This window comes from Desulfovibrio diazotrophicus (assembly GCF_902498985.2).
GTDB classification, from domain to species: Bacteria; Desulfobacterota; Desulfovibrionia; order Desulfovibrionales; family Desulfovibrionaceae; genus Desulfovibrio; species Desulfovibrio legallii.
On sequence record NZ_OX346397.1, the window covers coordinates 1621036 to 1640162 of the forward strand.

The 19127-nt window shown below is 66.2% G+C and carries 19 protein-coding genes; 13 read left to right on the forward strand and 6 right to left on the reverse strand.

Annotation, left to right across the window (positions count from 1 at the left end; all coding sequences use genetic code 11):
- Nucleotides 1-61: 61 nt before the first annotated feature.
- The 5 genes from J7I12_RS07020 to queA form a co-directional block, all read right to left on the reverse strand.
- Complete coding sequence (locus J7I12_RS07020; RefSeq protein ID WP_118230279.1) at nt 62-604, reverse strand: 2-oxoacid:ferredoxin oxidoreductase subunit gamma family protein; 543 nt, start codon at nt 602-604, stop codon at nt 62-64.
- Entirely contained in the window at nt 597-1400 is an 804-nt protein-coding gene (locus J7I12_RS07025; protein ID WP_118230278.1) for a thiamine pyrophosphate-dependent enzyme, read from the reverse strand. The genes J7I12_RS07020 and J7I12_RS07025 overlap by 8 nt, the downstream gene beginning before the upstream one ends.
- Nucleotides 1400-2503, reverse strand: a complete 1104-nt coding sequence (gene vorB / locus J7I12_RS07030; protein WP_288907351.1) for a 3-methyl-2-oxobutanoate dehydrogenase subunit VorB — start codon at nt 2501-2503, stop codon at nt 1400-1402. The genes J7I12_RS07025 and vorB overlap by 1 nt, the downstream gene beginning before the upstream one ends.
- A complete protein-coding gene (locus J7I12_RS07035; protein WP_118230276.1) occupies nt 2500-2724 on the reverse strand; it encodes a 4Fe-4S dicluster domain-containing protein in 225 nt (74 codons plus the stop codon). Before J7I12_RS07035 ends, vorB begins: the two co-directional genes overlap by 4 nt.
- A gap of 96 nt (nt 2725-2820) precedes the next feature.
- A complete protein-coding gene (gene queA / locus J7I12_RS07040; protein ID WP_118230275.1) occupies nt 2821-3918 on the reverse strand; it encodes a tRNA preQ1(34) S-adenosylmethionine ribosyltransferase-isomerase QueA in 1098 nt (365 codons plus the stop codon).
- 216 nt (nt 3919-4134) lie between these two features.
- Between queA and J7I12_RS07045 the strand changes: the two genes are divergently transcribed.
- The 9 genes from J7I12_RS07045 to J7I12_RS07085 all read left to right on the forward strand — a co-directional run bounded on the left by J7I12_RS07045 (nt 4135) and on the right by J7I12_RS07085 (nt 13323).
- A complete protein-coding gene (locus J7I12_RS07045) occupies nt 4135-4746 on the forward strand; it encodes a hypothetical protein (protein ID WP_302148887.1) in 612 nt (203 codons plus the stop codon).
- On the forward strand, nt 4743-5984 hold the full coding sequence (coaBC, locus tag J7I12_RS07050; protein ID WP_242621160.1) for a bifunctional phosphopantothenoylcysteine decarboxylase/phosphopantothenate--cysteine ligase CoaBC: 1242 nt from the start codon (nt 4743-4745) through the stop codon (nt 5982-5984). Before J7I12_RS07045 ends, coaBC begins: the two co-directional genes overlap by 4 nt.
- Entirely contained in the window at nt 5966-6826 is an 861-nt protein-coding gene (locus tag J7I12_RS07055; protein ID WP_302548641.1) for a hypothetical protein, read from the forward strand. The genes coaBC and J7I12_RS07055 overlap by 19 nt, the downstream gene beginning before the upstream one ends.
- 51 nt (nt 6827-6877) lie before the next feature.
- Nucleotides 6878-7198: a LysO family transporter gene (locus J7I12_RS07060; RefSeq protein WP_118230272.1), complete on the forward strand. Its 321-nt coding sequence runs from the start codon at nt 6878-6880 to the stop codon at nt 7196-7198.
- The gene (locus J7I12_RS07065) at nt 7185-7883 is read left to right on the forward strand and encodes a carbonic anhydrase (protein WP_130957769.1); all 699 of its coding nucleotides are present in this window, start codon (nt 7185-7187) and stop codon (nt 7881-7883) included. The genes J7I12_RS07060 and J7I12_RS07065 overlap by 14 nt, the downstream gene beginning before the upstream one ends.
- Nucleotides 7884-7916: 33 nt before the next feature.
- Nucleotides 7917-8504, forward strand: coding sequence for a LysO family transporter (locus tag J7I12_RS07070; protein ID WP_242621161.1), 588 nt, complete (start codon nt 7917-7919; stop codon nt 8502-8504).
- Nucleotides 8505-8584: 80 nt separating this feature from the next.
- Nucleotides 8585-9295 carry a DVU0298 family protein gene (locus tag J7I12_RS07075; RefSeq protein WP_118230269.1) on the forward strand — a complete coding sequence of 237 codons (711 nt, stop codon included), beginning with the start codon at nt 8585-8587 and terminating at the stop codon, nt 9293-9295.
- Nucleotides 9296-9459: 164 nt separating this feature from the next.
- A complete protein-coding gene (selB, locus tag J7I12_RS07080) occupies nt 9460-11463 on the forward strand; it encodes a selenocysteine-specific translation elongation factor (RefSeq protein ID WP_302548642.1) in 2004 nt (667 codons plus the stop codon).
- A gap of 150 nt (nt 11464-11613) precedes the next feature.
- Complete coding sequence (locus J7I12_RS07085) at nt 11614-13323, forward strand: FAD-dependent oxidoreductase (RefSeq protein ID WP_302548643.1); 1710 nt, start codon at nt 11614-11616, stop codon at nt 13321-13323.
- A gap of 143 nt (nt 13324-13466) precedes the next feature.
- On the opposite strand, the gene J7I12_RS07090 is transcribed toward J7I12_RS07085, so the two are convergent.
- On the reverse strand, nt 13467-14768 hold the full coding sequence (locus J7I12_RS07090) for a BPL-N domain-containing protein (RefSeq protein ID WP_303193067.1): 1302 nt from the start codon (nt 14766-14768) through the stop codon (nt 13467-13469).
- Nucleotides 14769-14804: 36 nt separating this feature from the next.
- Between J7I12_RS07090 and J7I12_RS07095 the strand changes: the two genes are divergently transcribed.
- The 4 genes from J7I12_RS07095 (at nt 14805) to rpsG (ending at nt 19072) form a co-directional block, all read left to right on the forward strand.
- Nucleotides 14805-17471 (forward strand): valine--tRNA ligase, encoded by a 2667-nt coding sequence (locus J7I12_RS07095; protein ID WP_118230265.1) that lies wholly within the window; start codon nt 14805-14807, stop codon nt 17469-17471.
- A 146-nt stretch (nt 17472-17617) separates the two neighbouring features.
- On the forward strand, nt 17618-17962 hold the full coding sequence (locus J7I12_RS07100) for an SMR family transporter (protein ID WP_118230264.1): 345 nt from the start codon (nt 17618-17620) through the stop codon (nt 17960-17962).
- 157 nt (nt 17963-18119) lie between these two features.
- Nucleotides 18120-18491 (forward strand): 30S ribosomal protein S12, encoded by a 372-nt coding sequence (gene rpsL / locus J7I12_RS07105; protein WP_118230263.1) that lies wholly within the window; start codon nt 18120-18122, stop codon nt 18489-18491.
- Nucleotides 18492-18601: 110 nt separating this feature from the next.
- On the forward strand, nt 18602-19072 hold the full coding sequence (gene rpsG, locus J7I12_RS07110; protein WP_118230262.1) for a 30S ribosomal protein S7: 471 nt from the start codon (nt 18602-18604) through the stop codon (nt 19070-19072).
- Nucleotides 19073-19127: the final 55 nt, after the last annotated feature.

The window sequence follows — 19127 nt, forward strand, 5'->3', positions numbered from 1 at the left end:
CTCCCGGCCTGCGGCTGCTGTGCTGCGGCGTATGGCGCGGGGGCTGGGGCCCCCGCTCTCTTTACTCCGCGAAGTTGTAGCCCGCCTCCAGGGCTTTGGCGTTGACGGGCACTAGGTGGGCGTAGTGGCTGCTGACCACGCGGCGCAGGGCCTCCTGCACGGCCGCAAGGGGCAGCGCGCCGGTAGCCTTGATCCAGGCGCCCAGAGCCACCATGTTGGCCAGCTTCACATTGCCCAGTTCATGGGCCATGTCGTTGACCGGGATGTAAATGCTGCGATGCTGTCCGTCCAGCAGGCCACGGTCAATGAGGGAGGCGTTGACAATCTGCACGCCCTCCTTGTGCAGGCGCGGCTGGAACTTGGTCAGGGAAGGTTCGTTAAGGATAATGGTGGAGCGCGGTTCGCGCACCAGAGGCGCGCCGATGGGGTGGGTATCCAGCACCACGGTGCAGTTGGCCGTGCCGCCGCGCATTTCCGCGCCGTACACGGGGATGAAGGTCACCTCCAGCCCGTGTTCCATCCCGGCCTGGGCCAGCAGATTGCCCGCCAGCATAACCCCCTGGCCGCCAAAGCCCGCAATGATTACGTCCTGATACTCACTCATGGCTGGCCTCCTGCGCGGCGGTCACGTCCTTGCAGACGCCCAGGGGGAACACGGGGATCATGGCTTCCGCAATGCGTTTGTTGGCCGTAATGGGGTCCATGTGCCAGTTGGTGGGGCAGCCCGAAAGCAGCTCCACAAAGCCGAAGCCCAGGCCGTTGATCTGCACCTCAAAGGCGCGGCGCAAGGCCTTTTTGGCCGCGCGCACATGGGCCACGCTGTCCAGGGCGCAGCGCGCGGCATAGGCCACGCCGCCCAGTTGGGCCATGAGCTCGGCCATATGGATGGGCCCGCCCTCGTTGGCGGCGTTGCGGCCGTGTACGGTGGTGGTGGTCTTCTGCCCCAGCAGGGTGGTGGGGGCCATCTGGCCGCCGGTCATGCCGTAGACCGTATTGTTGATGAACACGGCGGTGATGTGTTCGCCCCGGTTGGCCGCGTGCAGGGATTCGGCCATGCCGATGGCGGCCATATCGCCGTCGCCCTGATAGGTAAAGACCACGGCGTCGGGCCGGGCCCGGCGCACGCCCGTGGCCACGGCGCAGGCCCGGCCGTGGGGAGCCTCCAGGCCGTCTACGTTAAAGTAGTCGTAAGTAAAGGTGGCGCAGCCCACCGAGGCCACCAGGATGGTCCTCTCCGCCACGCCCAGCTCGTGAAGCACCTCGCTCACCAGACGGTGGGCAATGCCGTGGTGGCAGCCGGGGCAGTAGTGAGTTTCGCGTTCGTTGAGCACGGGGTTGGCGTCAAAGACCAGAGTTTCGCCCGGTTGGGGGCGCAATTGGTTTTGCAGAGCGGTATCCATCACTTTTCCTCCAGAGCCTGGAGCATGGGCTCGCGCAGGGCATCGGCCCCGATGAACAGACCGGGCATGACGCCATGCCAGCGCACGTCGGCGGCCGCTGCGCCGGGCTGCGCGCAAAGGGCCAGGCGCACGTCCTCCACCATCTGACCGGCGTTCTGCTCCAGCACCAGAAAGCGCCGGCCTGGGGCCAGGGCGCGCAGGGCTTCGTCCGGGAAAGGATAGAGCGTCACAGGGCGGAACAGGCCCACCCGACGGCCTTCCGCACGCAGGGCGCGCACGGCGCTGCGGGCGATACGGGCAATGGAACCAAAGGCCACCACCACCAGATCCGCATCCTCGGTATCCACGCATTCAAACGCGCATTCGGCGCGCATGGCCGCGTACTTGCGCATGAGCATGCGGTTGCGCTCGGCCAGGGCCCCTTCAGCCAGATAAACGGACTTGAGCAGGCGCGGCGCAGCGTGTACCCCGCGTTTGCCGTAGCCTTCCAGCCGCCAGTCAGCAGCCAGACGGGCCAGGTCTTCGGGGGGCACGGCGTCCTTGGGCGGCACGCGGCGCACGGGCTCTTTAATCTGGCCCACAATGGCGTCGCCCAGCACCAGCACGGGGTTGGCGTACTTGAAGGCCAGAGCAAAGGCGCGGAACATGAAATCGTAGCATTCCTGCGCCGTGGAAGGGGCCAGCACCAGATTGCGGTGGTCGCCGTGGCCGCCGCCCTTGACGGCCTGAAAATAATCGCCCTGTGAGGGGCCGATATCGCCCAGGCCAGGGCCGCCGCGCTGCATGTTGACCATGACGCCGGGAATCTGGCTGCCCGCCATGTAGGAAACGCCCTCCTGCATGAGCGAAATGCCGCAGCCGGAAGAAGACGTCATGGCCGGCACGCCGCAGGCCGCCGCGCCCAGCAGCATATTGACGGCCGCCACCTCACTTTCGGCCTGCACAAACTGGCCGCCCCCATCGGGCAGCAGCACGGAGAGCGTTTCGGGCACTTCGTTCTGCGGGGTGATGGGGTAACCGAAATAGCAGCGGCAGCCCGCGTCCACCGCACCATAGGCAATGGCTTCGTTACCTTTGATCAAAACACGTTCGGCGGCGCTCATGCGTCACCCCCTTTGGCCTTGGCGGTACGGAACACGCGGATGGCCACGTCCGGGCACATGACGGCGCAGGCGGTGCAGCCCGTACACGGGCCCTCCTGCTCCATGACTTCATAGCCCTGACGGTTATAGCGGCCCGATGGCCGTAAAACGTGCGCCGGGCAGGCGGCCACGCACAGGCGGCAGCCCTTGCAGCGTTCTTCCAGAAAAACTACTCGTGACATGGGTACTCCTTTGCGCCCGGCGACGGGGCGCGGTGGGGGGTTGCCGCGCGGGCCGGGGCACGCCCCGCCCCAAAACGGCCGTCGCCGCGGGACGCTTCAGCGTATGAGCATGGCATCCCCATAGGAAAAAAACCGGTAACCCTGCGCCTCGGCCTCGGCATAGGCCGCCAGCACGCGCTGGCGTCCCGCAAAAGCGGACACCAGCATGAGCAGGGAGGATTCCGGCAGATGGAAATTGGTCACCAGCCCGTCCACCACGCGGAAACGCCGGCCGGGATACAAAAAAATGTCCGTCCAGCCCGCAAAGGGCTGCACCCGGCCGCAAAGCTCGGCCACGCCCTCCAGGGCACGCACGCTGGTGGTGCCCACAGCCACCACCGGACGCTTTTCGGCCTTGGCCTTGGCCACGGCCTGAGCCGTTTCTTCCGGCACTTCAAAGTATTCGCGGTGCATGCGGTGGGCGCGGATGTTCTGGCTGCGCACGGGGCTGAAGGTGCCATACCCCACATACAAGGTGACCTCTGCCCACTGAAAGCCGCGGGCGGCCAGATCCGCGCGCAGGTCTTCAGTAAAATGCAGGCCCGCCGTGGGCGCAGCCACAGATCCGGTCTTGTCCTCGCGGGAGTAGACCGTCTGGTAGCGGCTTCTGTCCTCGTCGCCGTCCGGACGTTTGATGTAGGGCGGCAGAGGGATGTGCCCCGTGGCGGCAAAGGCCTTGGCCAGGTCACCCTCCCAATGCAGCCGCACCCGCCGGCGGCCAAAGGCGCCCGATTCCAGCACCGTCACCCGTATGCCCGCGCCGAAATCAAAGGTCTCACCGTCACGGACGCTCCCGCCGGAACGCACCAGGCCCTCTGCCTCGGCGACCAGGCCGCCGGTTTTGGCGGGCACGGCGCGCTCCAGCACCAGGGGCAGGGGGGTCAGCAGCAAAAATTCCACCTTGCCGCCCGTGGCCCGCGTGCCCAACAGCCGCGCCTGCAGCACGCGGGAATTGTTGGCCACCAGCAGAGCGCCGGGGGGCAACAAATCAGGCAGGTCCGCAAAGCGCGCGTGCGTCAGCTCCACTGCGCCCGTACGCGGCAGCACCATGAGCCGCGAGGTTCCCCGCTCTTCAGGGGGGAACTGGGCAATACGCTCCTGGGGCAGATCAAAATTATAACTTTCCAACCAGAAATCGGCTTCCTCAATGGGCATGTTCCGGGCCTCGTGGCTGTGCCTCCACCGGACTTGTCAGCGCCGGACGGAGAGGCTAGGGTATGACTTCCGCTCTTGGGGCCGCCTGCTCCGGGCGGAATCGCAGGAGGCGCGCTTGCGGTCCTGGCGGCCTGTGCGCCGCAGGGGCGGAGTCCGTTTACGCTGCGGCCAGAGATTTCACAAGTGAAATGCTCTTGGGAGGGAAGGAGTATAGCCATGCCGCGCCCGCTTGTCATCCTCACGCTGTGTTGCGCCCTCGGCCTGGTTTCGGGCTGCGCCGACGGCCTGCGCAATCCTTTTTCCAACGACCCCCTCACCGGCGGCGCGGACGTGAGCACCAGCCGTCTGCTGGGCGTGCCCACGCCCGCGGGCATGCAGCGCTTCACCTCCCACGGCTATGAAACCGCCGGAACCGCCGGCAGCGAGGGCCTGGAAGTGCTGCGCGGCGACGCGGACCCGGGCTTTGCCGCCCAGATCATGTACACCGGCCTACAGGGACAAGGCTGGCAACTGCGCCTGGCCCTGCGCAAAAGCGGCCGCGCGGTCTACGTCTACGAGCGGGGCCAGAGCCTGGCCGTGCTCACCCTGCACCGCGAAACCCTGGGCACCGTGCTGGAAATCTGGACCGGAGCCCGCCTGCCCGACGGCGCTGCCCTGCCCGCCCCGGCCGCGCCCGAAGCGGGCGCTTCCAACCCCGCCGCAGAGGACGCCGGCAGCTACCCCCCCGGTGCGGGCGGCATGGACACCACGCCCAAGCCCGGCGCCACGGTGCGCACCTGGGGCGGCGGCAACAGCGGCTCCGGCGGGCTGGAGGAACGCAACCTGTGAGCGCGCTGCACACCCCCGTGGACCAGCTCACCCGCCTGGTCAACAAGCGCCTGCACCTGGGCGTCTGCGGCTCTGTGGCCTGCTGCCGGGCCGCGGACCTGCTGCGGGCCTGGCGCGCCCTGGATCTGCACGTTTCCGTAACCCTCACGCCCGGCGCGCGGCAGTTCGTCACGCCGCTGCTCTTTGCCGCTCTGGGGGCTGCGCCGGTCTATACGGACATGTTCACCCCCGGTGAAGACGTCTTCGCCCATCTGGAGCCGGGCCAGCACGCCCATGCCCTGGTGGTGGCCCCGGCCTCGGCGGACGCCCTTGCCCGGCTGGCCCACGGCGCGGCAAACGACATGCTGGCCGCCCAGGCCCTGGCCTTTGACGGCCCCCTGGTGCTGGCCCCGGCCATGAACCCGCGCATGTGGGCGCACCCGGCCACCCAGGCCAATGCGGCCCTGCTGCAGGAACGCGGGGCGCAGATTGTCCGACCCGGCTGCGGCGGCACAGCCTGCGGCGACCAGGGCGAAGGCCGCCTGGCCCCTCTGACGGACATTTTTCTGGCCGGGCTGCGCGCCCTGGCCCCACAGGACATGGCGGGCAAAAAAGTGCTGGTCACCCTGGGCCCCACCCGCGAAGCCTGGGACGGCGTGCGCTACTGGTCCAACCCCTCCACCGGGCTCATGGGCGCGGCCCTGGCCGTGTGCGCCTGGCTGCGCGGGGCCGCTGTTACGGCCGTGTGCGGTCCGGGCGTGAGTTATGCCCTGCCGCGCGATCTCGACCGCCGCGACGTGACCAACGCTCGCGAAATGCACGCCGTGGCCGCGGCACTGTGGCCAGGCATGGACATGGGCATATTCACTGCCGCTGTGGCGGACTTTTCGCCCAAACCACTGGGGCCGCACAAGTTTAAAAAAGCTGCTGCGCCCCAGGGCTTCAGCGTGGACTTCACCCCCAATCCCGATATTCTGCAGACCCTGGCCACCGCCCGCGCGCCCCACCAGAAAGTGCTGGGCTTTGCCGCCGAAACCGCGCCGGACATGGCCGCCCTGCTGCCCCTGGCCCGGGCCAAGCTGGCCCGCAAAAACGCCGACCTCCTGGCCGCCAACCGCGTCAACAGCGCGGACAGCGGCTTTGCCGCGCCCACCAACAGCCTGGCCGTGGCGGACGCAACCGGACGGGAAGAAATCTGGCCCAACCAAAGCAAGGCCGACGCGGCCTGGGATCTCTGCACATGGCTTTTGCGGCTCTGAACCCCCTGGCGGCCCTCTGGCGGCAACGCGGCCTGACCTGCCTGCTCATGCCTCCGGGCTTCGACGCCTTTGCCCCCACGCCGCCCACGGCCACAGCGGCGGCACAGGCCGTTCCCGCTCGCGACCTTGCGGCCCCGAACCAGCGCCGCCAGAACCCGCCGCGCCCCGTCCGCTCGGCCGCAACGGGCCCATCCGACCGGGACAGGCCCGCAGCAACACGCCCGCAGCAACGGGCCGCGGTCCACGCTTTTCCTTCTGAAGCCGTCCCGGCTCCCGCAAGCGCGGTCGACGCCCCCTGGCGGCCCTTGCCCCCCCACGTCTGGCCCGCTCCCTGGCGCGACCTGCTCGGCCAGACCCGGCCCGGCCATATTGTCTGGACCTACTGGAGCCTGGGCCCGGACATCCGCGACCCCGCCACCCCCGGCCGCGCCCAGCGCCGCGCCTTTTTGCAGCGCCTGCTGCACGACCTGGGCCACCCGGCGGGCACCCATACCTTTTGGCCCGTATGCCTGCCGCCGGATCCGGACGCCCTGCCCCCCGTGCCGGAGGACACTGCGCTCGGCGCGCTGGAAAAAACGCCTCCCGCCCCGGCCTATGCCCCCGCGCCCGACGTCTTCTGGTCCGGCGCACGGCAGCTCCGCGCCCGCGGCGTGGTGGTGCTTGGCTCCGTGGCGGGACAGGCCGCGGGCCTGCCCGGCGGGCTGCGGCCTTTACAGCAGCTGCGCCACAGGGGGCAGCTGGTCTGGGTTCTCTGGGATGTGGAAAATCTGCTGGCGCAGGAACAGCGCTACGCCTCCATGCTGGCTTTTCTGCGGCAGGCTTTTGTACCTGTGCTGCGGTAACAGCGCAGCCACGCGGGATAATAAAAAACTGTCGATAAAGGAAAGTGCTGTATGTTCATCGCACTGGGCCTGACCTTCCTCGGCATGGCCGTGGGCTACCTGCTGCGCCGCAGCCCCTGGCCTGGACGGTTGACGCGCGGCATCACTCCGGTAATCATGCTCCTCCTGCTGGGCCTGGGCATGGCCGTGGGCGGCAACGCCGCCCTCATGGAAGCCCTGCCCCGTCTGGGCGGCGCGGCCCTTACCCTCACCCTGGCGGGGCTGGCCGGATCTCTGGCCTGCACCCTGCTGGTCAGCCGCGTTTTCCGCCGCGGTTCCGGCGCGCCGTCAGGCCAGGGCCGCAGCAAAAAGGACGCACATGAAGACCGTTGAACATCTGCTTCAGGGCAATGCCTTTTTCCAGCGCAATTACTTCAGAAAGCACGAATCGCAGCTGCTGGACCTGGTGGCCCACGGCCAGCACCCCAGAGCGCTGTTCATCGGCTGCGCCGATTCGCGGGTCATCCCTTCGCTCATCACCAATGCGCCCCCAGGCCAGCTCTTTGTGCTGCGCAACGTGGGCAACTTCGTGGCCCCCTACAAGCCGGACGAAGACTACCACGCCACGGCGGCGGGCATTGAATACGCGGTCACGGCTCTGAACGTTGCCGAGGTCATTATCTGCGGCCACACCCACTGCGGGGCCATTGCAGCCCTGTTTACGGGCAAGGACGAAGGCGACGACCTGATCCATACCCGCAAATGGCTCTCGCTGGGGAAAAAGGCCAGGGAAATGGCCATGCTGGCCCTGGGCAAGGATGCGGAACCAGACCGCCTGCTGCGCCTGACGGAAAAGCTCTCCATTGTCTTCCAGATCGAAAACCTCATGACCTACCCCTGCGTGCGCGCCAAGGTGCGGGAGGGCAGCCTGCACGTCCACGGCTGGCTCTACCATATCGAATCGGGGGCCATGCAGTACTACGACCCTGATGAACACGAATTTTTGGCCCTGAACCAGCAACCGGACGACGCGCAGAAGGCTCTCCCGCAAACAGACGGCGCGCCCTCCCAGGTCTGAGCGCCGGCCTGGCGTATCCCCATGCAAGGCAGTATGTACATAGTGGCGTTTTTCGCGACGGGCGTGCTGTTGGCGCGTCTGGGGCTGGCGCCCTCCTGGCTGCTGGAACACGACCTGACCCTCTACGTGCTCTGGCTGCTCATGTTTCTGGTGGGGCTTTCCATCGGCGCGGACCGGCGGCTGGGCGAAATTCTGCGCACCCTGCGCCCCCGTGTGCTGCTCCTGCCCCTGGCCACCACCGTGGGCACCTTTGCGGGCACGGCCCTGGCCAGTCTGGTCCTGGTCTACAGCGTTACGGAGTGCATGGCCGTGGGCGCGGGCTTTGCCTATTATTCCCTCTCCTCCATCTTCATCACCCAATATAAGGGACCGGAGCTGGGCACCATCGCGCTAGTCAGCAACATTGCCCGCGAGCTCTTCACCCTGCTCTGCACGCCGCTGCTGGTACGCCTCTGGGGGCCGCTGGCGCCCATCACCTGCGGCGGGGCTTCCACCATGGATACCACCCTGCCCGTCATTGTGCGCTACTCCGGCAAGGACTGGATGTTCGTCTCCATCATCCACGCCATGCTTCTGGACATGAGCGTACCCTTCTGGGTCATGTTCTTCTGCACTCTGTGAACGGCGGGCCCGCCTTGCCAGAGGGCGCAAAAGCGGTCACTATACGGGCAGTAGTCATCACCTCTACCGGAGGGACAGCCATGCCCCGCATGCGCTCCGCCAAACTGAAACTCAAAGAAAGCCTCACCGGCCCGCACTGGCGCGACCATCTGGACGCCATCAGCCAGGGCGGCATGGAAAATGTGGGGCCGCTGTTTTCCTTCCTGCTCCTGGGCCCGCAGACCATGCACCGCGCCGCCGTGGCCCTGGGGCAGGTCACCGCCCGCCTGGCCGTCAGCCAGCCCGAAGCCGCGCGCAATATCATCCGCCGCCTCATGTGGCACCTCAATGAGGAATCGGGCAACATCGGCTGGGGCATTCCCGAAGCCTTCGGCGAAATCCTGGCCGCCAGCGCCCCCCTGGCCAAAGACTTCCACAAAATTCTCCTCACCTACATCATCGACCTGGGCCACGACGACAACTTTTGCGACCACGATGTGCTGCGCCGTTCCTGTTACTGGGCCATCGGCCGGCTGGCCCAGGCCCGTCCGGACCTCTGTCTCACGGCCCGGCCCTGGCTGCGCAAAGGCCTCGCCGACCAGGACGTGGTCTGCCGGGGCATGGCCGCCTGGGCCCTGGCCCAGCTGCCGCCGGACCTTATGGACGCCCCGGCCCTGCGCACCCTGGCCCTGGCCGGGCACACGGAAGTCTGCCAGCTTTTCGACGGCAACGACGTCTACGAGGCAAGCGTCACCCAACTGGCCCAGGAGGCCCTGGCCCGACTGGCTTCGCCCTCCGCCGTAAAAATCTGAGCCGCAGGCCCGGTGCAGGGACGCGGTTGTACCGGCCACGGGCTGCCGGACGTTTCTCTTGCCGCAGCCCAGCGCAGTTTACAGAAAAGAAAAACGGAAAGGCGCAAAGCAGGCAGGCCTTGCGGTCCCTTCCTGCAGCAGCCTCTCCGGAATGAGGTTTTTTCATGGCAGTAGTACTGGGTACGGCCGGGCATATCGACCACGGCAAGACCTCGCTGGTGCGCGCTCTCACGGGACAGGACTGCGACCGCCTGGAAGAGGAAAAACGCCGGGGCATCACCATTGAGCTGGGCTTTGCCTGGCTGGACCTGCCGGACGGCGAACGTCTGGGCATTGTGGACGTGCCCGGTCACGAACGCTTTGTCAAAAACATGGTGGCCGGGGCCGCGGGCGTGGACATGGTCATGCTGGTCATTGCGGCGGATGAAGGCGTCATGCCGCAGACCCGCGAACATCTAGAAATCTGCTCTCTGCTGGGCATCCGCACGGGACTGGTGGCCCTGACCAAGACCGACATGGTGGAGCCGGACTGGCTGGACATGGTTACAGAAGACGTGCGCGCTTTTCTGGCGGGCACCTTTCTGGCGGACGCGCCCGTCTTTCCCGTTTCTTCGGCCACGGGAGAAGGCCTGGAAGCCCTGCGGGCGGCCCTGACCGCCCTGGCCGGGAGCCTTGCGCCTCGGCCCCGCAGCGATATCTTTCGCCTGCCCGTAGACCGCGCCTTCAGCATGAAGGGACACGGCACGGTGGTCACGGGCACGGTCATTTCCGGCCGCTGTGCTGTGGGCGAAGCCTTGTGCTTCATGCCGCCGGACCTGCCCACCCGCGCGCGCAGCCTGCAGCGCCACGGCAAGCCCGCGCAGGACGTGGCCGCCGGACAGCGCTGCGCGGTCAATGTGCAAGGGCTGGAAGTGGCGGATATCGAACGCGGCTTTGTGCTGGCCCGGCCCGGCGAGCTGTTTCCCTCCTCGCGCTGGATGGTGCGCCTCACCTGCCTGGCCTCCGCCCCGCGCGCCCTGCGCCAGCGGGTAGAAATCCACTTCCACCACGGCACGCGCGAGTGTCCGGCCCGCGTGGTGTTTCGGGATAGGGACAAACTGGCCCCGGGCGAAACGGCCCTGGCCGAACTGCGCTTCAAAGAACCGTTGGCGGGTGTCTTTGGCGACCACTGCGTACTGCGCGCGGGTTCGCCCCTGCGCACCGTGGCGGGCGGTCCGCTGGTGAGCCCCCTGCCGCCGGAGCTGCGCCGCAACAACCCCCGTTTTGCGGAAAATCTGCGCCTGCTGGCCGCCCTGCCCGCTCTGCGCGAAGCCGTGGACGCGCCCGCCGCCCCCAAGGGCGACGGCAAGGCCGCCGCAACGCCTAAGGGCACGGCCAAGGCCCGCGACGCGGCCTGCGCCGCCTTTTCAGCCGCCCTGCTGGACCTGCGCGGCGCAACGGGCGCGGATGAAGCCCTGCTGCGCGTGCTCAGCGGCCTGCCCCGCAACGTGCAGGAAGCGGGCCTGCAACTGCTGGCCGCACGCGGGCAGGCCCTGTGCTTTGACAAGGACGCCCACGCCTGGATCGGCCGCCCGGCCTTCGACGCCTTGCTGGCCGCCTGCCTGCAGCGCGGTGCGGATCTGCACCGCAAAGAACCGCTCAAGCCAGCCTTCACCCGCGGCGCGCTCTGCACGGGCTGGAGCGCCCGGCTGGCCCCACGTCTGACCCAAAAAATCCTGGACCAGGCCATCAAACAGGGCGAACTGGCCATTGAGGGCGAGGGCCTGCGCCTGGCCGGGCACGAAGTCAGTCTGGCGGCGGACCAGGCAGGCCTGCGCGCGGCCCTGCTTGCGGCCCACGCCGACGGCGGCCTGACCCCGCCCAACCTCAAGGACGTGCTGGAAGAGCTCGGCGTGGCCCCCAAGGCGGCCGCGCCCGTGCTGCGGCTGCTCTGCGAAAGCGGCGAACTGGTCAAAATCAAGGAAGGGCTCTACTACCACGGCCCGGCCCTGACGGACATCCTGGAGCGCGTGCGGCAGTGGTTTGCCGACCACGACAACCTGGACGTGGCCGGACTCAAGGAAATCACCGGGCTTTCGCGCAAGTACCTCATCGCCCTGCTGGAATACATGGACAACGCCCACATCACTGTGCGCGTAGGCGACCAGCGGCGCTACCGGGGGCGCTGAAGCCGTCCGCGCAGGCAATGATACTTTTTTGTTTTCCGGGCCGGAAACTCCCCGCCGCCCCCTTGCCCTGCGGCGGGAAATGCGCATTATAGAGGATGGTAATGCTCATTTGCTCATAATCACCTCAACCCCAACCCAAGGAGCGCACCTATGTCCGAAAAGATTCTTGTTGTGGGCGGCGTGGCCCTGGGGCCCAAGGCGGCCTGCCGTTGCAAACGGCTCATGCCCGACGCCCAGATCACCCTGGTGGACGAAAACGAACTGATTTCTTACGGGGGCTGCGGCATCCCTTATTACGTTTCCGGTGAAATCCAAAATCTGGACGATCTGCGCTCCACTCCCTACCACACCGTACGCGACCCGGCCTTTTTCCAGGCCATGAAGGGCCTCAACGTACGTACCCGCACCCGCGCCCTGGCCATTGACCGCGCAGCCAAGACCCTGCTGGTCAAGGATCTGAACTCGGGCAAGGAAGAAAAGCTGCCCTACGACAAACTGGTGCTGGCCACGGGCGCCAGCCCGCGCATGCCTCCCGTGGAAGGCAAGGACCTCAAAAACGTCCTCTCCCTCACCCGTCTGGAGGCCGCCGGGGCCATCCGCGCCGCCTGCCAGGAAGGCAAGGTGACCGAGGCCGTCATCGTGGGCGGCGGCTTTATCGGGCTGGAGGCCGCCGTGGCCCTGGCCGACATGTGGGGCGTGAAGGTCAGCGTGGTGGAAATGATGGACCAGATCCTGCCCGGCGTGCTCTCGCACTCTCTGGCCCTCATGGCCGCGCACGACTGCCAGGCCCACAAGGTGGACGTCCATGTGTCCGAAAAAGTGCTCAGAATCGAAGGCACGGACGGCGCGGTGAGCGCCGTAGTCACGGACAAGCGCCGCATTCCGGCCCAAATGGTCATCTTTGCCGCCGGGTTCACCCCCAACGGCGGCCTGGCCAAAGAAGCCGGGCTGGAAGTAGCCCCCTTCGGCGCAATTGTGGTGGACGAACACATGCGCACTTCCGACCCCGCCATCTACGCGGGCGGCGACTGCGTTTGCATCAAAAACATCATCACCGGCAAACCCGGCTACCTGCCCCTGGGCAGCATGGCCAACCGTCAGGGCCGCGTCATCGGCACCAATCTGGCCGGCGGCGACGCCACCTTCCCCGGCTATGTGGGCTCCTGGGCCGTCAAACTCTTTGACATGGCCTTCTGCGGCGTGGGCCTTACCGTGGAGCGCGCCCGCAAAGAAGGCTACGACGCTCTGAGTGTGGGCGTGGAGCAGCTGGATCACGCCCACTTCTACCCTGAAAAATCCATGATGACCCTGGAACTGGTGGTGGATAAGCCCTCCCGCCGCGTGCTGGGCCTGCAGGGGGCCTGCGCCGACCCCGATTCCCTCAAGGCCCGCATCGACGCCGTGGCCGCCGCCCTGCAGTACAGCAAGCCCACAGTGGATGACATCTCCAACCTGGAAGTGGCCTACGCCCCGCCCTTTGCCTCGGCCATGGACGTGGTCAACGCCGTGGCCAACGTGGCGGACAACGCCCTGGACGGCCGCTTTACGCCCATCACGGGTGACACCTTCATGGAGCTTTGGAAAAATCGAGATAAGAACAACGTCTTCTTCATTGACGCCCGCCCGGCAGCCGCCGGTCGCGCCGTGCAGGAAAAACACCCCGATTGGCACGCCATCCCTCTGGAGGAAATCGCCGCCCGCGCCAATGAGGTGCCCAAAGACCGCCCCGTGGCCATTATCTGCAACACGGGCCTGCGCGCCTACGACAGCCTGCTCATCCTCGCCCGCAGCGGCGTGAAGGAACTGGTGAACGCCTCCGGTGGCATGCAGTCCGTCATCAAGATGGGGTTGAGTGTGTAGCCGCTTGCGCAACGGGCGGGGGGCTGGTCCCCCTGCCCCAGGAGAATGGGGCGCGAACGGCGTTCGCCTCCAACAACTGCATCTGTTTGTATTTGTGTAGAGGGCCAAGGGCGAGGCTGCGCGCGCCTCGCCGCCCCGGATAATTATATGCCACAGGGAATGCCGCCCTGCGAAAGATACGTCAGCTCTTCGGCTATGGTCAGCAACTCTTCCAACAGACCGCCGCCGTTCATGGGGTGGCCGAAAAGCGCCTCGCGCTGGTGCTCCAGTCCGCGTCTGCCCACGGCTTCGGGCAGGGTGGAGGCCAGGGTGTCGGCCAGACGGCAGGCCAGAAAATAGCCTTCAGCTCCGGCGGTAAAAAGGTCTTCCAGCGCGGTAAAACGCGGCCCGACCTCGCGCCAGTAAGCCAGCGCCGCCGCCGAAGGCGGCAGGCCCGCGGCCGTGCACAGGGCCGCGTGCAAGTTGTTGCAGGCCGCGCCCGGCTGTCCGGCTCGCCAACCCCACAGCCAGTGGGTGCGGGCGAAAAACAGATGGTGTTCTACGGCCAGGTCCAGCAGGCCGCGCACATGGTTCAGGGCACGCAACAAGGGCGCGCCGCTTTCCGCCGGCCAGGCCGCGCAGGGCGCGCGCAGCTGCCACAGGGGCACCAAGGCCTTTTGCGGGGCGTAACCCGCCATACGCAGCAAATGCGCCAGCCAGGCGTTGGCCGCCGGGCTGCGCGGCGTTTCCAGGTGCGAATAGCTTAGAATGTAGCCGCCCGCACCATACGCGCCGCCCACCACCAACGGTTGCCCTGCCAGAAAATCCGCTGAAAGATTGACCCCGTACAGCGCCTGCCAAGTTTCAAAAACCTGCGCCGGAATACGTCGCAAAGGCAGATCCGCCAGCCAGAAGTCTTCGCCCGGCGCGTCGTAGGCCGCCAGCACGCGCACGTCTTCCCCCGCCTCCGGCGCAAACCGCCCCGGCCACCACACTGGCAGGGCGGCATCTACCGCCTGACCGGCCGTCAGCTCCGGTGGCACGCGGGGGTCGTCCGCCCGCAGGCGTACCCGTACATGCCCGGAAATAAGGTGGTGCAAACGCTGCGGGTAGGCAGCACGCATCCAGGGGCAGAGGTTCAGGCCGGCAGCGGCGTTCTCGTGGCGCAGGGCCAGCCCGGCCCCGCCGCAAAAACCCAGATAGCGCCCGCCCTGGGCCACCCAGCGGCGCACGGTCTCCAGTCCGTCCGGCCCCAGGGCCTGGGCCTTGAGCCGGGCGTTGCCGCCGGGAACCAGCAGCAAGGCAGCCTCGCCGGGCCCCGGCTTGCGTAAAAACGCGCCTTCGGCTATTTCTTGTCCCTTGACCAGGCGGCAGGGCAGGCCCAGGGCGCGCACAGCGCGCCAGGCCATGAGCCCCCAGATGTGGGCGCTGTCCCACAAAATATGAATCGGTGCAACGGCTGGCATTGCCACACTATTGCCGCCTTTTACGGAGAATGCAAGATGGCGGATACGCTCCCCAAGGGCTACGAGCCCCACGGCGTGGAAGCCCGGTGGCGCAAACACTGGGAAGAAAACAAAACCTTTACGCCCGACCCCGACGCGCCGGGCGAGGCGTACTCCATCGTCATTCCGCCGCCCAACGTCACGGGCGCGCTGCACATGGGCCACGCCCTCAACCTCACGCTCATTGACGTGCTCTGCCGTCACGCCCGGCAAAAGGGCAAAAACGTGCTCTGGGTGCCGGGCACGGACCACGCGGGCATTGCCACACAAAACGTGGTGGAGCGCGCCTTGGCTAAAGAAGGTAAAACCCGCCAGGATCTGGGGCGGGAAGCCTTTGTGGAGCGCGTCTGGGCCTGGCGGGCCGACTACGGCCACCGCATCCTGGAGCAAATCAGCGCCATGGGTGCTTCCGTGGACTGGACGCGCCTGCGCTTTACCATGGACGAAGGCCTTTCCGCCGCCGTGCGCAAGGTCTTTGTGCAATTGTACAACGAAGGGCTCATCTACCGGGGCGACTACATTATCAATTGGTGCTCCCGCTGCCACACGGCCCTGGCCGACGACGAGGTGGAGCACGAACAGGAGCGCGGCAAGCTCTGGAAGGTGCGCTACCGCCTGGCGGACGGCTCCGGCGCTATAACCATCGCCACCACCAGGCCGGAAACCATCCCCGGCGACACAGCCATCTGCGTCCACCCCGAGGACGAACGCTACGCCGGGCTGGTGGGCAAAACAGCCCTGGTGCCCGTGCTGGGGCGCGCGATCCCCATCATCGCCGATGCCTATGTGGACCGGGAGTTCGGCACCGGTGCGCTCAAAGTGACACCCTGCCATGACCACAACGACTGGATGCTGGGCAAGACCCACAACCTGGACTTTCTGCAGGTTATTGACGAAAACGGCGTCATGAAGGCCGAAGCCGGCCCCTATGCCGGGCTGACCAAGGCCCAATGCCGCGAAAATATCGTGGCCGACATAGAAGCCGCCGGGCAGCTGGAAGGCGTGGAGGAGCTGGAGCACGCCGTGGGCCACTGCTACCGTTGCCATACAGTGGTGGAGCCGCACGTTTCCAGGCAATGGTTCGTGGCCGCCACCAAACTGGCCCCGGCCGCCCGCAAGGCCGTGCCGGAGCTCACGCAGATTTTCCCCGAAACCTGGCTTAAGACTTACTACCACTGGCTGGACAACATCCGCGACTGGTGCATCAGCCGTCAGATCTGGTGGGGACACCGCATCCCGGCCTGGACCTGTGACGCCTGCGGCGAGCTGGTGGTGGCCGAAGAAGCCCCCTCCATCTGCCCCAAATGCGGCGCAACCAATCTGAGCCAGGAAGAAGACGTGCTGGACACCTGGTTCTCCTCCGCGCTCTGGCCCTTTTCTACTATGGGCTGGCCGCAGGACACCAAAGAACTGCAGCGCTGGTACCCCACGTCCGTACTGGTCACGGGTTTCGACATCCTCTTCTTCTGGGTGGCCCGCATGATGATGATGGGCCTCCACTTCATGGGCAAACCGCCCTTTGCCCACGTCTACCTGCACGCCCTGGTGCGCGACGCCACAGGCCGCAAAATGTCCAAATCCACGGGCAACGTCATTAATCCTCTGGAGATGATCGACAAATACGGCTGCGACGCCCTGCGCTTCACCCTCACGGCCTTTGCGGCCATGGGACGGGATATCCGCCTCGCCGAAGAACGCATTGAAGGCTACCGCCACTTTGTCAACAAACTCTGGAATGCGGCCCGCTTCGCCCTCATGAATCTGCCGGAAACCGCCCCGGCTCCCGTGGCCCCGGAAAGCGTGCCGGGCCTGCACCACCAGTGGTTGCTCCACCGTCTGGAGACCGTCAAAGACGAAATGGACCGGGCCTTTGCGGAATATCGCTTCAACGACGCCGCACAACTGGGCTACAAATTCCTGTGGAACGAATTCTGCGACTGGTATCTGGAACTCATCAAACCGGATATGCAGAGCGAAGACGCGGCGCGCAAGGCCCATGCCCAATATGTGCTCTGGCTCGCCCTGCGCGAAATTCTGGTGCTGCTGCACCCCATCATGCCTTTTGTGACCGCCGAAATCTGGACGGCCCTGCCCCAGCCCCTGGGGCAAAGCGCCACGGATCTGGCCACAGAGCTCTGGCCCGCCCCCAGACCTGCCTGTCTGCGGCCCGACGAAGCCCGGCGCATGGAATGCCTCCAGAGCATTATTGTCGCCGTGCGCACCATCAAGGCAGAGCTGGGCATCAGCCCCGGCCACAAGGTCAGCCTGCTGCTTCACCCCGTGGACGCCGCCCAGGCCGCACTGCTGGAAAACAACCGCCAATGTCTGCTGACCCTGGCCCGGCTGGAAGGCCTTACCGTGGACGCCGCCGCCCACGCCCCCAAAGCCTCGGCCTCGGCCGTGGTGGAAGGCTGCCAGGTCATCGTGCCCCTTAAAGGCGCGGTGGACCTCAACGGCGAACTGGCCCGACTGGACAAAGAACTGGCCAAGCTGGAAAAAGATCTGGTAACCACCAACAAAAAATTGAGCAACGAAAGTTTCGTCAGCCGCGCCCCCGCCGCCGTGGTGGAACGGGAACGCCAGAACGCCGACCGCCTGCTGGACGCCAAAAGCAAGATGCAGGCCCTGCGCGCCCGCTTTGCCGAAGCCCTGGCCGAAGGCTAGGGAAAAGGTTCTTGTGGGGGGAAGGAACCTGTGGCGAACAGACGTTTCCTTCCTCCCACGCTCCATGCTTCAAAAAATTTTTTCCCGCAGGGGGCGCGCCAGGTCTGCCCTGAACGAAAACGGACCGTCCCCAAAGAAGCCGTCGTATGAGCCCCGCCGTCACCGCCTATTGCCAACTGGGCGCGGCCATTCTTCTGGAAGTGGCCGCCACAGCCTGCCTCAAGCAGTCCGCCGGCATGACCCGCCTGCTCCCTACCCTGGCCGCTGGGCTGGGCTATACGGCCTCGCTCTGGCTGCTGGCGCAGGTGCTCAAGGTGGTGCCCATGGGCATTTCTTATGGCATCTGGAGCGGCGTGGGCATTGTGCTGGTTTCTCTGGTGGGGCTTTTTCTGTTTGGTCAAAAGCTCGACCTGGCCGCCTGCCTGGGCCTGGGGCTGATCATCGCGGGCGTGCTGGTCATCAATTTTTTTTCGGCTTCGGTGCCGCGCTGAAACAGATCTGTAAAAAATCGCTGACAAAATTTGTCGTTGAAGCCGGAATCCCGCCCCTGTCGCGCACAATTGCCATTGACAGCGACGGCGCGACAGGCTATGTCCTGTCCTCTTAAAGGCGTTATCATACGCTCAAACCATTCCCATGGAGGGAAGCATGCCCACTATTAACCAGCTTATCCGCATTGAGCGGAAGGCGGTGGTCAAGCACAGAAAGACCCCGGCCCTGCAGGCCTGCCCGCAGCGCCGCGGCGTGTGCACCCGCGTGTACACCACCACCCCTAAAAAGCCTAACTCGGCCCTGCGTAAGGTCGCCCGTGTGCGCCTGACCAACGGCATTGAAGTGACGGCCTACATCCCCGGCGAAGGCCATAACCTGCAGGAACACTCCGTGGTTATCATCCGCGGCGGCCGTGTCAAAGACTTGCCCGGCGTGCGTTACCACATTGTGCGCGGCACCCTGGACACCTCCGGTGTGGCGGATCGTCGCAAGAGTCGTTCCAAGTACGGCGCCAAACGGCCCAAGTAGTGCATTTTATCCGGCGTGCGCCATGCGGCGCGCCTGGCAGCCCGCGAAAGCGGCGCGCCGGCGCGGCGCGGGGTTGGTGACGCCGCAGCCAAGCATGAAGGAGAAACCCCATGCCCCGTAAAGGTCCTGTTCCCAAGAGGGAAGTGCTGCCCGATCCGCTGTATTCCAGCCGTATGGTCACCAAATTTGTGAACCGGCTCATGTACAGCGGCAAAAAGGGCGCCGCTGAAAAGATTTTCTACAGCTCGCTGGAGCATCTGGCCGAAAAGACCGGTGAAGACCCCATGCGCGCCTTTGAAAAGGCCCTGGACAACGTAAAGCCCCACATGGAAGTGAAGGCCCGCCGCGTGGGCGGCGCCACCTACCAGGTGCCCATGGAAGTGCGCCCGGAACGCCAGATCTCTTTGTCCATCCGCTGGCTCATCAACTACGCCCGTTCGCGCGGTGAAAAAGGCATGACCGCCAAGCTCTCCGCCGAGCTGCTGGATGCTTATAACGGCCGCGGCGGCGCGGTGAAAAAGCGTGAAGACACCCACCGCATGGCCGACGCCAACAAGGCCTTCTCTCACTACCGCTGGTAGGAGGCCCGCCAACTCGTCCGCAGATCCCGTCCGACGCCGCATCCGCAAGGAAGCG